Source organism: Mycolicibacterium sp. 624 (genome assembly GCF_040548615.1).
Classification (GTDB): Bacteria; Actinomycetota; Actinomycetes; order Mycobacteriales; family Mycobacteriaceae; genus Mycobacterium.
The window spans coordinates 302,991-316,845 of record NZ_JBEPRZ010000002.1 but is presented as its reverse complement, the minus strand read 5'-3'; the positions used below and the strand labels follow the sequence as shown (position 1 = coordinate 316,845).

12 protein-coding genes are annotated in these 13,855 nt (G+C 66.0%); 8 read left to right on the top strand and 4 right to left on the bottom strand.

Annotation, left to right across the window (positions count from 1 at the left end; genetic code table 11):
• Nucleotides 1–7: 7 nt before the first annotated feature.
• Genes ABIA65_RS08645 through ABIA65_RS08630 form a run of 4 tightly spaced genes read right to left on the bottom strand, consistent with a single transcriptional unit; the run spans nt 8 to nt 5,003 of the window.
• Nucleotides 8–796: an adenylate/guanylate cyclase domain-containing protein gene (locus ABIA65_RS08645; RefSeq protein WP_354523260.1), complete on the bottom strand. Its 789-nt coding sequence runs from the start codon at nt 794–796 to the stop codon at nt 8–10.
• A 39-nt stretch (nt 797–835) separates the two neighbouring features.
• Nucleotides 836–1,210, bottom strand: a complete 375-nt coding sequence (locus ABIA65_RS08640; protein WP_354523259.1) for a nuclear transport factor 2 family protein — start codon at nt 1,208–1,210, stop codon at nt 836–838.
• Between the two features lie 20 nt (nt 1,211–1,230).
• On the bottom strand, nt 1,231–4,152 hold the full coding sequence (locus ABIA65_RS08635; RefSeq protein ID WP_354523258.1) for an aminotransferase: 2,922 nt from the start codon (nt 4,150–4,152) through the stop codon (nt 1,231–1,233).
• Nucleotides 4,149–5,003: an alpha/beta fold hydrolase gene (locus ABIA65_RS08630; protein ID WP_502919541.1), complete on the bottom strand. Its 855-nt coding sequence runs from the start codon at nt 5,001–5,003 to the stop codon at nt 4,149–4,151. Before ABIA65_RS08630 ends, ABIA65_RS08635 begins: the two co-directional genes overlap by 4 nt.
• 122 nt (nt 5,004–5,125) lie before the next feature.
• Here ABIA65_RS08630 and ABIA65_RS08625 point away from each other — a divergent pair, with 122 nt between their 5' ends.
• The 8 genes from ABIA65_RS08625 to ABIA65_RS08590 all read left to right on the top strand — a co-directional run bounded on the left by ABIA65_RS08625 (nt 5,126) and on the right by ABIA65_RS08590 (nt 13,854).
• Nucleotides 5,126–5,599, top strand: a complete 474-nt coding sequence (locus ABIA65_RS08625) for a VOC family protein (protein WP_241403713.1) — start codon at nt 5,126–5,128, stop codon at nt 5,597–5,599.
• Nucleotides 5,600–5,868: 269 nt separating this feature from the next.
• A complete protein-coding gene (locus tag ABIA65_RS08620; RefSeq protein WP_354523742.1) occupies nt 5,869–6,636 on the top strand; it encodes an MlaE family ABC transporter permease in 768 nt (255 codons plus the stop codon).
• Nucleotides 6,633–7,487 carry an ABC transporter permease gene (locus ABIA65_RS08615; RefSeq protein WP_354523257.1) on the top strand — a complete coding sequence of 285 codons (855 nt, stop codon included), beginning with the start codon at nt 6,633–6,635 and terminating at the stop codon, nt 7,485–7,487. Before ABIA65_RS08620 ends, ABIA65_RS08615 begins: the two co-directional genes overlap by 4 nt.
• Nucleotides 7,488–7,489: 2 nt before the next feature.
• Nucleotides 7,490–8,941, top strand: a complete 1,452-nt coding sequence (locus tag ABIA65_RS08610; protein WP_354523741.1) for an MCE family protein — start codon at nt 7,490–7,492, stop codon at nt 8,939–8,941.
• Between the two features lie 35 nt (nt 8,942–8,976).
• The gene (locus ABIA65_RS08605; RefSeq protein WP_502919540.1) at nt 8,977–10,017 is read left to right on the top strand and encodes a virulence factor Mce family protein; all 1,041 of its coding nucleotides are present in this window, start codon (nt 8,977–8,979) and stop codon (nt 10,015–10,017) included.
• Complete coding sequence (locus ABIA65_RS08600; RefSeq protein ID WP_354523256.1) at nt 10,014–11,363, top strand: MCE family protein; 1,350 nt, start codon at nt 10,014–10,016, stop codon at nt 11,361–11,363. The genes ABIA65_RS08605 and ABIA65_RS08600 overlap by 4 nt, the downstream gene beginning before the upstream one ends.
• The gene (locus ABIA65_RS08595) at nt 11,360–12,703 is read left to right on the top strand and encodes an MCE family protein (protein ID WP_354523255.1); all 1,344 of its coding nucleotides are present in this window, start codon (nt 11,360–11,362) and stop codon (nt 12,701–12,703) included. The genes ABIA65_RS08600 and ABIA65_RS08595 overlap by 4 nt, the downstream gene beginning before the upstream one ends.
• Nucleotides 12,700–13,854, top strand: a complete 1,155-nt coding sequence (locus ABIA65_RS08590; protein ID WP_241403717.1) for a virulence factor Mce family protein — start codon at nt 12,700–12,702, stop codon at nt 13,852–13,854. Before ABIA65_RS08595 ends, ABIA65_RS08590 begins: the two co-directional genes overlap by 4 nt.
• Nucleotide 13,855: the final 1 nt, after the last annotated feature.

The following is a 13,855-nucleotide window of genomic DNA, read 5'->3' as shown; positions in this document are numbered from 1 at the left end:
GCAGCCGTCAACGAGCAGGGTCGAGGACCAGCGCATACAGCCGGTGAGTGCCGCTGAACCCCTTGAGTTCCACCTCTCGACCTCCGTCGAACTCCTGATCGGTGACGGCGTCGCGGACGGACTTGCTGACAAGGACCTCGCCGCCGTCGGCCGCGGCGGCCACCCGCGCCGCCATCGCTACGTTGCGGCCGAACAGGTCATCACCGCGCCGCACCGACTTCCCGGCGTGAATGCCGATGCGGACGCGAATTCCGTTGGGTCGCCTGGCCAGTTCACGCTGCACGTCGATACCGCACCGAACCGCCTCGTCGGGGCGTGCGAACGCGATCATGAATCCGTCACCCTGGCTCTTGACCACGTGGCCGCCATGGCGTTTCACGCAGCGGCCGACCATCTTGTCGTGGCTCTCGATCAGTCGCACCCAGGCCCGGCCGCCGATGCGTTCGTTGAGCGCCGTGGATCCCTCGATATCGGAGAACAGGATCGCCACCCGGCCGTCGGGTACCAGCCTGGCCAGGTCCGGGCGTTCAACCTCCGCCCAGTCGGCCAGGTCCTCGATCGAGGACCGCACGGCCGCCCCGAAACCCTCCTTGCGCAGGACGTTGGCGGTCTGCCAGACCTGCTTGACCGCCTCCCGCCCGCCCGACAGCAGCGTGGCGCGGGCGTCCAAACGGCGATGCAGCTCCTCGAGCTCGGCGTCGCGACGCTTGCGCTGTCGCGTCATCACGATCAGAGCGATGCCCTCGGCGACCGCGACGGTCGCGAGCACGCATAGCGCGATCGTCGTGAGCGTCACGGACTCAGTATCGGCCCCGAGGCCGCCAACCGGGGGAGGTCAGTCGAATGCCGCGGTGACCGTGGCCATGTCGAAGTAGTCCCGCCACACCGCGATCTTCCCGTCGCGCACCTCGAAGACACCCATCACGGGTAGCGCGATCTCGCCGCCGTCCTTGCGCCTCATCACGTCCGTCCGCTCGTTCATCACCACATCACCGGACGCGAGCTGGCGGTGCACGGTGAAGTCGATACCGTCGAAGGCGGCGATAAAGCCGGCGATGAACTCCCTGATGGCATCGCGGCCCACGGCAGCTGCCAACGGGATGTTGTGGTAGACCGCGTCTTCGGTGAACCACTCGACGATCTGGTCGACGTCAGCCGTCGACCACAGTGCGCAGAACTCGGTGACCACGGCGTCGGCAGAGGATGTCATCCCTGCACCCTAAACGCCGTTCACCATCCCTCGGTCAGCACGCGGTCCAGCGTGTCGACGTAGAAGTCCGCCCCCGGCACATCGATGCACAACGGCGGCTTGGTCTTCAGGATGTTGAGATGCTCGCCGGTCGGCTGGATGACGACACCCAACTCGAGCATCCGATCGCAGATCGCCGCGGTCTCCTCGGGCGCGGGCGTCAACGTGACGGCGTCGCGGACCATCTCAACGCCCAGGTACAGGCCCATGCCGTGCACCGTGCCGATGATGGGGTGCCTGTCGCGCAGTGCCAGGAGGCGTTCCTTGAGATGGGAGCCCACCCGGGCCGCGTTGCCCTGCAGGTCCTCGTCGGCCATCACGTCCAGAACGGTGAGGCCGATCGTGCACGACAGTGGGCTGCCGCCGGTGGAGGAGAAGAAGTAGCCCTGCGAGGCGAACGCGTCGGCCACCGCCCGGCTGGTGATCACCGCGCCGAGTGGGGAGCCGTTGCCCGTCGCCTTCGCCACCGACACGATGTCGGGCACCACGTCCTGCTGATGGAAGCCCCAGAACCACTGGCCCAGACGGCCGTAACCGACCTGGACCTCGTCGGCGATCGCCAGACCGCCTGCCGCACGCACCGCCGCGTACACCTGGGTGAGGTAGCCGTCGGGGAGCATCATGCCGCCGGCATTGCCGTACACGGTCTCGCAGATGAAACCGGCGGGCGCGCGACCCGCACCGACAAGGTCCTCGATCTGATGCACGGCATCGAGCGCGTACCGGCCGACATCGGCGCCACGGTACTTGCCGCGAAAGCTGTTGGGAGACTCGACGGTGTGCACCCAGTCGGGTCGGGTGCTCAGCGCGTTCGGGTTGTCCGCGGTGGACGTCGACACGGCGTCGGTGGCGTACGTCCAGCCGTGATAGGCCTCCCTGACCGCCACCACGTCGCGTCGGCCGCTGGCGGCTGTCGCCAGCCGGATCGCTAGATCGCTTGCCTCCGAACCGGAGTTGACGAGAAAGACGGTGTCCAGCGGGTCGGGCAGGGTCGCAGCCAGTCGCTCGCTGAACTCGACCACCGCCTCGTAGTTGAACCGTGAGTTCGTGTTGAGGCGGCGAAGCTGGCGTGCGGCCGCGTCGGCGACGCGGGGGTGAGCGTGGCCCAGCACCGTGACGTTGTTGACCATATCGAGGTAGGTTCGGCCGTCCGTCGACATCAGGTGGTGGCGCCAGCCGCGCTCAATCTGCGGCGGCTCGGCGTAGTAGTGCTCCTGCACCCTGGCGAAGCTGTCATCCCTGCGCGCCAACAGGTCTCGGTCCGTGTCCGAGGGAGACGCCGGGGTGGCGGGTGCCAACCCCAGCAGCGGCCCGGGGTCGCGGGCCAGCGTCAGCCAGCCCGGCTTGAGGTCGGCGGCGGTGAAGGCCGGAACAGTCGGGGCATCCGCGGGTGTGACCGTGATCGTCGCCCAGGCGCCCTCCTCGATGGTGGCGAACGGCGCCCCGGCCTCGACCCTGTCACCGGATGCGCTGTCAGCACCCGTCACCGTCACGACGAACTGCGCGCCGTGCACGGTGACGGTGTCTCCGGAGCGGCTGCACCGACCCGGCCACGGCGCGGCCAGCGTCAGGGTCCGGGCTGGCCACAGCGAGACACCGGTGGCGATGACGTCGGGGGAGTGCTGGCTCAGGAAGTGTGAGCGCGTGAGCCGTGCCTCGCCGAACTGGGTGACCACCAGGGCCGCGCCGGCGCGGACGGCATCTCGGGCAGCCTCGTCCTCGACCTGCTGACCGAATACGCCGTCGTCAAAGACGGCGGACGTGCTCGAGAGGTCAAGTGCCACCACCGTTTCCGGCGCCACACCTGAGATCATCGGTTCACTCGTGACGATCTCGGGCGGTTCGCCCAGGCCGATGGCGGCGCGGATCACGCCGGTCATCACCTCGATCGGCAGGGATGTGGCCTGGGTGAACATGCGCGTCTCGGCGTCGGCTTGCTCGGTGAGGTAGGTGTTGTCCGGTTCCAGTTCGGCCTGCTGTGCGCCGCTGACGATCAGCACCGCGCTACGCAGGACCAGCAGGGGCCACAGCGAATCTGCCTCGGCGGGCGACAACGGCCGGATCGCATGGAATGCCCTGACGCCCGGCAGTATCGACGTCGGTGATGTGCCCGGGTGGCCCAGCACGGATGACAGCGTCACAGCGAGTTCGCTCACCGCCCAGGTGTGCGACAGGTCGCCGAAGTCGATGACACCGTCCGGGCGTTCGGCACCGACGTCCTGTGCCATCACGATGTTGGCGTCGGTGAGGTCGAGGTGGACAGCCTGGCGCGGGAGGTCATCGGCAAGGGCGGCGACTCGCTCCCATGCGTCGGCCGCGGCCGCACACAGACGCTCGCGCAGCGCAGGATCGGCCACGTGGCGGGCCAGCGCGGTCACGACGGCGTTGCCGTACCGCAGGTCCCACTGCAGGGCCCGGTCGAGGCCGGGATGGGTGAAACCGGACAGGGATCGGCTGACTCGGCCGGCGACCTCGCCCATGCCCGCGATAACGGTGGGCGAGAGGTATCCCGCGGCGACGAGGGTGCCGCCGGCAAGGAATGGCAGCAGACGCACGTGCGCGTCGCCGTCGAGCAGACCGGTCACCGTCGTGTACACGGCGCCGGCCTGATTCGGCAGGGGGGCCGCGACCCGCAGCGTGGGCTCGGTGACGGCGATCAACCGGGCCGCCTCGTCCTGGGCTTCGAGTTCGACGGCGCTGAACGCCGGGTTCGCGATCTTCAGTACGCCCCCAGGAGCGTCATCGTCGAGCCAGACCAGGAAGTTCTTGTCCTGTTGGCTGCCAAGTGATTCCACGCGGGCACTCAGCCCGTAGTGATCGGACAGCAGCGCCTGCGCCGCAGCCTCGCTGACCTGCGGGGCAGGCAGCTCAGGCTGCTCGAGGAAGTTGAAGCCGGTGGTCACGGACTGACGAATTGGACGACGGCGTCGGTGAATGCGTCGTTGTCATCCCCGGCGGCGGTGTGGCCGGCGTCGGACAACTCGACGAGCTCCGCGCGCGGCACCTTGGCCAGGAAGTCCTGCACGCCCTTGGTGCTGACGACATCCGAGAGCTTGCCCCGGATCAGGAGGATCGGGATCTCCAGGTTGATTGCGGCCTGCTCGAGCTTCTCGACGCGGACGAACGGATCGTCCTCCGGTTTGGTCAGGAACGCCGGATCCCAGTGCCAGTACCAGCGGCCGTCACGCTCGCGCAGATTCTTCTTCAGGCCCTCAACGCTGCGCGGTTTGGTGCGGTGCGGAAGGTAGGCGGCGACGGCGTCGGCGGCCTCCTCGAGGGTGTCGAAACCGTCCAGGCCGCTGGCCATGAAGTCACGGATGCGCGCGCTGCCGCCCTTCTCGAACCGCGGTACGACGTCGACAAGGACGAGCTTGGTCACCAACTCGGGCCCGGCCTCGTGCGCGGCGGCGATCCCCGTCATTCCGCCCATGCTGGCGCCGATCAGCACGACCGGCCGCCCGATCTGGTACAGCACCTGCAGGGTGTCGTCGCACAGCGCCTCGACCGCGTACGTCGCGGTGGGCGAGCGGTCGCTGTCGCCGTGGCCCCGACTGTCGAGGGCGATCACGTGAAAGCCGGCATCGGCGAGGATCTGGCCCGTGTTCTTCCATGAGTGCCGGTTCTGGCCGCCGCCGTGCAGCATGAGGATCGTCGGGTGCTCACCTGGTGTTTCCCGGTTCCACTCGTCGGCAACCAGGGACAGGTCGTCGACGCCACGAAACGTCACCGTCTGCGGTGCACTCGAAATGGTCACGGAATTCCTCTCGGCCGACCCCGGACCTCACGTTACCCAGCGGCTTCACCGCCAACTCCGCTGCCCCGGCCTGCGTTGAGCGCTGCGCGATGAATCCTGGGGACACGGTGAGTCCACACCACATGCCAACAATCACGCCATCGCTCTGGTTCAACGACAACCTCGAGGAGGCCGCGGAGTTCTACACCTCGGTCTTCCCCAACTCATCGATCGAGGGATTCACCCGCTACACCGACGCGGGTCCCGGAAAGCCCGGTGAGGTCGTCTACGGCACGTTCGTGCTCGACGGCCATCGGTTCCTCGGCATCAACGGTGGGCCGCTGTTCCCCTTCACCGAGGCCGTGTCATTCGAGATTCTCTGCGCCGACCAGGAAGAAGTGGACTACTACTGGTTCACGCTGCTCGAGGGTGGGCAGGAATCGCAATGCGGCTGGCTCAAGGACCGATACGGACTGAGCTGGCAGATCACGCCCAAGCGGTTGTACGAACTGATTGAGGATCCCGACCCCGCCCGTGCCGCCGCGGCGACCACCGCGATGCTGGGAATGCGGCGGATCGTGATTGCTGATCTCGACGCGGCAGTCGATGGTGCGTGATCGGCGCGACGTGCGCGTTGTCGGCGCTTTGCTGATGCCGACCCCGTGCGGACAGCCGTATGGGCGAGACCGCGACCGTTCAGTCAACGGCGTTCAGTCAACGAATGGTGGGCTGGATAGGCCGGGGAGTCCGGCCGTTGGTCCCCGAAATCGGTGATTTCGCGATTCGGACGAGTTCCCGATGTCACACTCACCTCCTACGAGCGTGTAATACGTCGGAGGGAACAACGACCCATGACGGAGAGGTGCAGGCGGGGAAGGGCCGACTAGTGGTGGCCTCCAACGTCATTGCCAAGCCGGTGCGTGCCTTCGGCGGGTTCTACTCCATGGCGCTCGATACGTTCGTGGCAATGTTCAAGCCGCCCTTCGCGTGGCGTGAATTCATCGCTCAGTCGTGGTTCGTCGCGCGGGTGTCGATTGTGCCCACACTGTTGTTGACCATTCCGTACACGGTGTTGCTGACCTTCATCACGACCATCCTGCTGGGCGAGCTCGGTGCCGCGGACTTCTCCGGTACGGGAGCCGCTCTCGGCACGGTGCGGCAAATCGGGCCCATCGTGACCGTGTTGGTGGTCGCCGGAGCGGGCGCCACGGCCATGTGCGCCGATCTGGGCGCGCGGACGATTCGTGAGGAGCTCGATGCGCTACGGGTGATGGGTATCAATCCCATTCAGGCGCTCGTGGTGCCCCGGGTGTTGGCCGCCACCATTGTGTCGCTGGCGCTGTCTGCCACCGTGATTATCGTCGGCCTCTCAGGCGCCTACGTCTTCGTCGTCTACCTCCAGAACGTCTCGCCTGGCGCCTTCGCCGCAGGCCTGACCACGATCATCGGCGCCCCCGACGTGATCATCGCGCTGGTGAAAGCGGCGTTGTTCGGGCTCTCGGCCGGTCTGATCGCCTGCTACAAGGGGATTTCCGTGCGTGGGGGTCCGGCCGGTGTCGGTAACGCGGTGAACGAGACCGTGGTGTTCACCTTCATGGCGCTGTTCGCCATCAACATCGTCGCAACCGCCGTAGCGATCAAGATCACGCTATGACGATCTCGAGGCCTCACTCCCAGTTCCCCTGGCTGAAAGCCCGGTTCCGCACCGCGGCCGACTCCTGGAACCTCATCGGAACGCAAACCAAGTTCTACGGCCGCACCCTTCGCTCCATGCATTACGTGTTGATCCATTACCGGGTCGAGTTGATTCGGATCATCGCTCAGATGGGCCTTGGGGCGGGGGCGCTCATCATCATCGGCGGCACGGTCGCGATCGTCGGCTTCTTGACCGTGACCACGGGCGCACTCGTGGCGGTGCAGGGCTACAGCGACTTCTCTGAACTCGGCGTGGAGGCCCTGACGGGATTCGTATCGGCCTACTTCAACGTGCGCCTGATCGCACCGGCCACCACCGCCATCGCGCTGTCCGCCACCATCGGCGCCGGAGCCACCGCACAACTCGGCGCTATGCGGATCAACGAGGAGATCGACGCGCTCGAGGTCATGGGTATCCGCAGCGTCGCGTTCCTCGCCTCCAGCCGGGTGATCGCGGGCTTCCTCGTGGTGATCCCGCTGTACTGCGTGGGTGTGCTGATGGCGTTCTGGGCGGCGCGGTTCGGCACCACCGTCATCTACGGTCAATCGACGGGTGTTTACGACCACTACTTCAAGACGTTCCTCAACCCCACCGACCTGATGTGGTCATTCGGCCAATGCATCGCCCTGTCGGTGGTGATCATGCTCGTGCACACCTACTACGGTTTCACCGCACGAGGTGGGCCGGCGGGGGTAGGGGAGGCTGTCGGGCGTGCGGTGCGCACCTCGCTGATCGTCTCGGCGTTCGTCCTGGTGATGCTCTCGCTTGCTGTCTACGGCGCATCCGGCAACTTCAACCTGGCCGGGTGACCATGGATCAACACGACGACGGCCTGCACCCCGCGTGGTGGACGTTGATCCTCGTGGTCCTGCTAGGCGTCGCCTTCTGGCTGACGTATTCGTTGTTCCTCGGCACCTTCAAGGCGACCGAGACTGTCACGCTGACCTCCGATCGGTCAGGACTGGTGATGGAGACCAACGCCAGGGTCAAATTGCGTGGCGTCCAGGTCGGGCGGGTCGCCTCCATCCAGGGCGGCAGCGAGCCGGTGGCGCTGAAACTGGAGATCGACAAGGACAAGATCAAGTACATCCCGGCGAATGTCGAGGCCCAGATCCGGGCCACCACGGTTTTCGGCGCCAAGTTCGTCGATCTCGTCTACCCCAGCGACCCCAGCCCGCAGCGACTGGCGCCCGGACAGGTGATCGAGTCACGCAACGTCACCGTCGAGGCCAACACGGTGTTCCAGAACGTGGTCGCAGTACTCGAGAAGATCGACGCGGCCAAGCTCAACAGCACGCTGTCAGCGCTCGCCGACGGTGTCCGCGGTCAGGGCGAGCGGATCGGTCAGGCGACCACTGACGCGAACACGGTTCTGCTCGAACTGAATCCGCGCTATGAGACGATCACCGCCGATCTGCGAGCGCTGAGAGACTTCAACGACACATTCGGCGTTGCGGCGCAGAACATCCTGTCCACACTCGACGCGCTCAGCACAACCAGCACCACCATCACCAGCGGTGCCCAGCAGCTGGATGCATTGCTGCTGGCCACCATTGGGCTCTCCAACAGTGGTATCAGCCTGCTTGCGCCGAACCAGGCCAACCTGATCAGGGCCATCAATGTGCTCGAGCCGACGACGAACCTGCTGTACAAGTACAGCCCGGAGTACACCTGCCTGCTGGTGGGCGCGAAGACCCTGCTGGACACGGGTGGCTATGAAGCGCCCGGCGGAAACGGGCGAACACTGGTGCTGGACGTCGGGCTGGCGCTCGGGGACGACCCGTACCACTACCCGAACAACCTGCCGGTCATCGGCGCCAAGGGCGGGCCGGGCGGCAAACCGGGGTGCGGTTCGCTGCCCGATGTCGCGCAGAACTGGCCGGTGCGAAATCTCGTCACGAACACCGGATTTGGCACGGGCATGGACTGGCGGCCCAATCCCGGCATCGGCTTCCCGGCCTGGGCCAATTACTTCCCGACCACCCGAGGAGTGCCCGAGCCGCCCAGTATCCGCAACCTCTTCGGCGGTCCTGCACCAGGGCCGATCCCGTATCCGGGGGCTCCGGCGTACGGCGCGGACCTGTACGCGCCGGACGGCACTCCACTGTGGCCGGGGCTGCCTCCCCCGCCGCCCCCGATGGCGCCGAAGGATCCTGGCCCGAGGCCGGGTACCGAGCCGTTCATCGTGCACTCACCCGCGGAGATGCAGCCGACCCCACTACCGCCGATCCCATTGCCTCATGAGGCCGTGCCGAGCCCATGACCGACACCGAGAGAGACCACGAGAGGTAACCCGCCATGCCAGGCTTGACCACCCGGATTCGCCACGACGCGTGGCGTCTTGCCGTGTTCTTGGTGGTCTGCCTACTCGGCGTGTTCGGACTGTTCGCGGTCTTCGGGGAGTTGCGTTTCGGGGAAGAAACCAAGACCTACACAGCCGAGTTCACCAACGTGACCGGGTTGGAGAACGGTGACTTCGTCCGCATCGCCGGTGTGGAGGTGGGCAAAGTCGAAAAGGTTGAGATTCAACCCGACACGACGGCACTGGTCACGTTCACCGCAGATCAGTCGGTGGTGCTGACCGAGGGCAGCAGAGCCGTCATTCGCTACGACGACCTGATCGGCGGCCGCTACCTGGCCCTGCAGGAAGGTGCCGGCGGGACCGCGACGCTCAAGCCGGGAGACACGATTCCCCTCGCCCGCACCTCGCCGGCACTGGACCTCGATGCCCTGATCGGTGGTTTTCGGCCGCTGTTCAAGGCGCTGGATCCCGATCAGGTAAATGCGTTGTCGGGTCAGCTGATTCAGGCCCTGCAGGGTCAGGGTGCGACGATCAACTCATTCCTCGCCCAGACCGCGGCGCTGACGACGACCCTGGCCGACAGGGACCAATTGATCGGCGATGTGATCACCAACCTCAATGTCGTTCTGGGATCACTTGGTGATCAAAGCGACCAGTTCGCCAAGGCCGTCGACGCGCTCTCCGAACTGGTGAAGGGTCTCAAGGATCGCAGGGTGGACATCGCCAACGGGGTGGCCTACACCAACGCCGCTGCCGCCAGCATCACGGACCTCTTGGCGCAGGCCCGTCCCCCCTTTGCGAAGACGATCCACGAGACTGACCGCGCTGCGGGAATCGTGGTGGCCGATCATGATTACTTCGACAACCTGCTGAACACCCTGCCGGACGCGTATCAGGCGCTGAGCCGGCAGGGCATCTATGGCGACTTCTTCAGCTTCTACCTGTGCGACATCGTGCTGAAGCTCAACGGCAAGGGTGGCCAGCCGGTGTACGTCAAGGTCGCCGGCCAGTCCACCGGGAGGTGCGCGCCACGGTGAAGTCCTTCAGTGAACGGAATCAGCTCGTCATCGGCGTCGTCGGACTGGCGTTGACGATCGGCATCGTGCTGGGGTCCCTGAACTACGACAGGCTGCCGTTTCTTCAGGGCAAGGAGTACTCGGCCCACTTCGCTGAGGCGGGTGGTCTGACGACCGGTGAGGCGGTACAGGTTTCGGGCTTCAAGGTGGGTGAGGTCAAGTCGATCGAGTTGGACGGACCGATGGCGCTGGTGAAGTTCACCGTCGCCAAGAACATCCGGCTCGGGGATCGCACCGAGGCGGCGATCAAGTCCAGGGGGCTGTTGGGCACCAAGGTTCTCGAGGTGACCTCCCGCGGCGAGGGGCAACAGCAGGGCACGATTCCCGTCGAGCGCACCAGGTCGCCGTATCAACTGCCCGATGCGCTGGGCGAGCTGGCGGTGACGATCAGCGGCCTGAACACCAATCAGCTGTCGGATTCGCTGAGGGTGTTGGCGGAGACCTTCGCCGACACCCCGCCGGAGCTGCGTATCGCGGTCGAGGGAGTGGCACGGTTCTCCGAGACGCTGAACGAGCGCGATACGCAGCTGCGAGGTCTGCTGGTCGACGCCAACAGGGCCACCACGGTGCTGGCCGAGCGAAGCAACCAGGTGGTGAGTCTTATCGCCAACACCGACGCGCTGCTGAGTGAGCTGGAAAGCCAAAGCGCCGCACTGGATCAGATCTCCGGCAACATCTCGGCGCTCAGCAATCAACTGTTGGGCTTTATCGCCGAGAACCGTGACACCATGAAACCTGCCCTGGACAAGCTCAACGGCGTGCTGACGATCGTCGACAACCGCAAGGAACGCTTGCAGAGATCGATCAAACTGCTCGGCCAGTACTCGATGTCGTTGGGCGAATCGGTGGCATCGGGGCCGTTCTTCAAGACCTACGTCGCCAACCTCCTGCCGGGCCAATTCCTGCAGCCGTTCATCGACGCCGCGTTCTCCGACCTCGGTCTCGACCCCAACGTCCGCCTGCCATCGGAACTCACCGATCCACAGATTGGCCAGCCGGGGACCCCGGCACTGCCGGTGCCCTATCCGCGCACCGGGCAGGGTGGCGAACCGCGCTTGAACCTGCCGGACGCGATCACCGGCAACCCAGGCGATCCGGGCTGCGGTCCACCCGGCCTGCCGCTGCCCGGCCCCACCGGCTGCTATCCCTACCGCGAGCCCCCACCCGCCCCGCCGCCCGGTGGACCGCCACCCGGGCCTCCCGCCGAGGCCCCACCCGGACTGGCATCCACACCCGAACCGACGCCGAAGCCCGTTTTCGTGCCCGCGCCGGGTGAGGTGCCGCCTCCCGCGGAGGCCGGCCAATGACACACACCGCCCGGAACTTCATCGCCGCTGCACTGGTGGTGGTAGCGGCGGGCGGCGCGGTCGTGTTGTTGCGCGACACCGAACAGATCGACCGCACACATGTCGTCGCCTATTTCGAGAACAGCAACGGCATCTACGCGGGTGACGACGTTCGCATCGTCGGAGTACCCGTGGGCAGGATCGAGTCCATCGAGCCGCAGCCCACGTCGGTCAAGGTCTCGCTCTGGTTCGACAGCAAGTACAAGGTTCCGGCCGACGCGAAGGCGGCGATCTTGTCGCCGACTTTGGTGACCGCGAGGAGTATTCAGCTCACCCCGGCCTACACCGGAGGCCCCGTTATGGCCGACGACGCCGTCATTCCGCGGGAGCGCACCGCGGTTCCGGTGGAATGGGACGAGGTCCGACGGCAGTTGGAGAAGCTGTCCGAGTCGCTGCAGCCGACTGAACCCGGCGGCGTGAGCCCGCTGGGCTCGGCGATCAACACCGCCGCGGACAACTTGCGTGGTGAGGGCGCCAACATCCGGGACACCGTGATCAAGCTGTCGCAAGCCTTCTCGGCCCTCGGCGATCACAGCACCGACATCTTCTCCACCGTCAAGAATTTGGCGATCCTGGTGTCCGCGCTGCAGGACAGCACCAACTTGATGCGCCAACTCAACCAGAACCTCGCGTCCGTGACCGGCTCACTCGCCAACGATCCCGACGAAGTGGCCAACGCTGTCCACGATCTCAACGACGTCGTCGGCGAGGTCCAGACGTTCGTGGCCGACAACCGCGAAGCGCTTGGCACCACGTCCGACAAGTTGGCGGGCGTGACCCAGGCGCTGACCGACAGCTTGGGCGATATCAAGCAGGTCCTGCACGTAGCGCCCAATACCTTGCAGAACTACGTGAACATCTGGCAACCGGCCCAGGGTGCGGTGAGCAGCGTGCCGATGCTCAACAATTTCGCCAACCCCCTTGCCTTTCTGTGCGGCGCCATTCAGGCGGCGTCACGGCTCGGCGCCGAGCAGTCGGCGAAGCTGTGCGTGCAATACATGGCGCCGATTGTGAAGAACCGCCAGTACAACTTCCTGCCCGTTGCGCAGAATGTCTTCGTCGGTGCGACCACGCGACCGAATGAGCTCACCTACAGCGAGGATTGGCTACGGCCGGACTACATCCCGCCGCAACCCGCTGCGCAGCAGCCACTGCCGCCGGCGGACGGGCAGCCGTTGGCACCGGCCATGGGTCCACCGTTGGCGGCGGAGGCGCCCGTCACACCGGACCCGGCCGACGGCCTGCAGGGGCTGATGGTGCCACCTGAGCCCCCGCGCGAGCCGGGAAGGGCTGGGCCATGATCCGGGGCAGGTTCCTTCGCGGAGTGATCGTCGCGGTCGTGTCGACCGGGGTGCTGTCCGGCTGTGCCGACTGGCGGGGACTTAACTCCCTTCCGTTGCCGGGCGTCGAGGGCACGGGACCGGGAGCGTTCACCATTCAGGCGGAGATGCCCGACGTGGACAACATCGAGCCGAATTCCCGCGTCCGAGTGGGTGATGTGAATATCGGTCACGTCAGGCGGATCGAGCGTCAGGGTTGGCATGCGCTGGTGACGATGGAACTCAACGGTGACGTCGAGCTGCCCGCGAATGCGACAGCCACGCTCGGTCAGACCAGCCTGTTGGGGTCACTGCACATCGAGCTGGCGCCGCCGACTGGCGTGGCGCCCGAGGGCAAGCTGAAGGACGGCTCGCGGATTCCGTTGTCATCATCGCGTGCGTATCCGAACACCGAGCAGACGTTGGCCGCCGTTGCAACCCTGCTCAACGGTGGCGGCATTGGCGAAATTCAGGACATCACGGAGGCGTTGAGCACCGCATTCACCGGCCGCGAGAACGATTTGCGCAGCCTGATCTCCCAACTCGACGTAGCGATCGGTCACCTTGACGACCAAAAGCAGGACATCATCGCCGCCACCGAGAGCCTGAACAATCTGGTGGGTCAGTTTGCCGCGCAAAAGCCGGTGGTGGACAAGGCATTACGGACGATCCCGGATGCGCTGGCTGTGCTCAGAGACCAGCGCACCAACCTGGCCGAGGCGCTCGCGCAGCTCGGCAAGTTCAGCGCGCTGGCCGCCGACTCGGTCAACCAGACCAAGGAGGCACTGGTTCAAGAGCTGCAGGACCTCGGCGTGGTCCTGCAGGAGCTGGCCAATGCCGGTCCTGCGTTGACCCGCGCGCTGAGTTTTCTGCCCACCTTCCCGTTCCCCAAGGAGACGCTCACCAATTGGATGCGCGGCGACTACGCGAACCTGACATTGATCGTCGACCTGACGTTGAGCCGGATCGACCAGGGATTCTTCACCGGAACGCGGTGGGAGTGCGATCTCACCTGGCTGGAGCTGCAGTGGGGGCGGACCATCGGCCAATTCCCCAGCCCGTGCAACGCGGGTGGGCCGGGCACCGCGGGCAACCCATTGGTCGCTCCATACCGCTTGGACCAGGGGCCTTGAC

What these genes read in the sequence shown, in the direction of transcription:
- ABIA65_RS08625 (WP_241403713.1), top strand. Translation starts at nt 5,126, where the DNA reads ATGCCAACAATCACGCCATCGCTCTGGTTCAACGACAACCTCGAGGAG.
- ABIA65_RS08615 (WP_354523257.1), top strand. Translation starts at nt 6,633, where the DNA reads ATGACGATCTCGAGGCCTCACTCCCAGTTCCCCTGGCTGAAAGCCCGG.
- ABIA65_RS08595 (WP_354523255.1), top strand. Translation starts at nt 11,360, where the DNA reads ATGACACACACCGCCCGGAACTTCATCGCCGCTGCACTGGTGGTGGTA.
- ABIA65_RS08590 (WP_241403717.1), top strand. Translation starts at nt 12,700, where the DNA reads ATGATCCGGGGCAGGTTCCTTCGCGGAGTGATCGTCGCGGTCGTGTCG.
- ABIA65_RS08640 (WP_354523259.1), bottom strand. Translation starts at nt 1,210, where the DNA reads ATGACATCCTCTGCCGACGCCGTGGTCACCGAGTTCTGCGCACTGTGG.
- ABIA65_RS08605 (WP_502919540.1), top strand. Translation starts at nt 8,977, where the DNA reads ATGCCAGGCTTGACCACCCGGATTCGCCACGACGCGTGGCGTCTTGCC.
- ABIA65_RS08610 (WP_354523741.1), top strand. Translation starts at nt 7,490, where the DNA reads ATGGATCAACACGACGACGGCCTGCACCCCGCGTGGTGGACGTTGATC.